The sequence below is a fragment of the Vibrio sp. 10N.261.46.A3 genome, assembly GCF_041472995.1.
In the GTDB taxonomy this organism is placed as follows: domain Bacteria; phylum Pseudomonadota; class Gammaproteobacteria; order Enterobacterales; family Vibrionaceae; genus Vibrio; species Vibrio coralliirubri.
The window spans coordinates 1-220 of record NZ_JBFRRH010000221.1 but is presented as its reverse complement, the minus strand read 5'-3'; the positions used below and the strand labels follow the sequence as shown (position 1 = coordinate 220).

Here is a 220-nt window from a genome sequence, read left to right as displayed (position 1 = left end):
TCGAGGCACCATTATTTGGTACTTAACAAATAATGGTCTTTATAGACCTGATGTTGAGACAAGTAATTCCCCTTTAGTTCAGTTGGTAGAACGGCGGACTGTTAATCCGTATGTCGCAAGTTCAAGTCTTGCAAGGGGAGCCATTTTTAAAGGACTTCATTTTTTATGAGGTTTTAATTGAAGAGTTTAACTCTTTAAGCAAAGAATTTAGTGTGCCGAC

At 37.7% G+C, this 220-nt stretch carries 1 tRNA gene; it reads left to right on the top strand.

Annotated elements, in window-relative coordinates:
* Positions 1 to 67: 67 nt before the first annotated feature.
* A tRNA-Asn gene (locus AB4484_RS26765) sits at positions 68 to 143 on the top strand.
* Positions 144 to 220 lie beyond the last annotated feature (77 nt).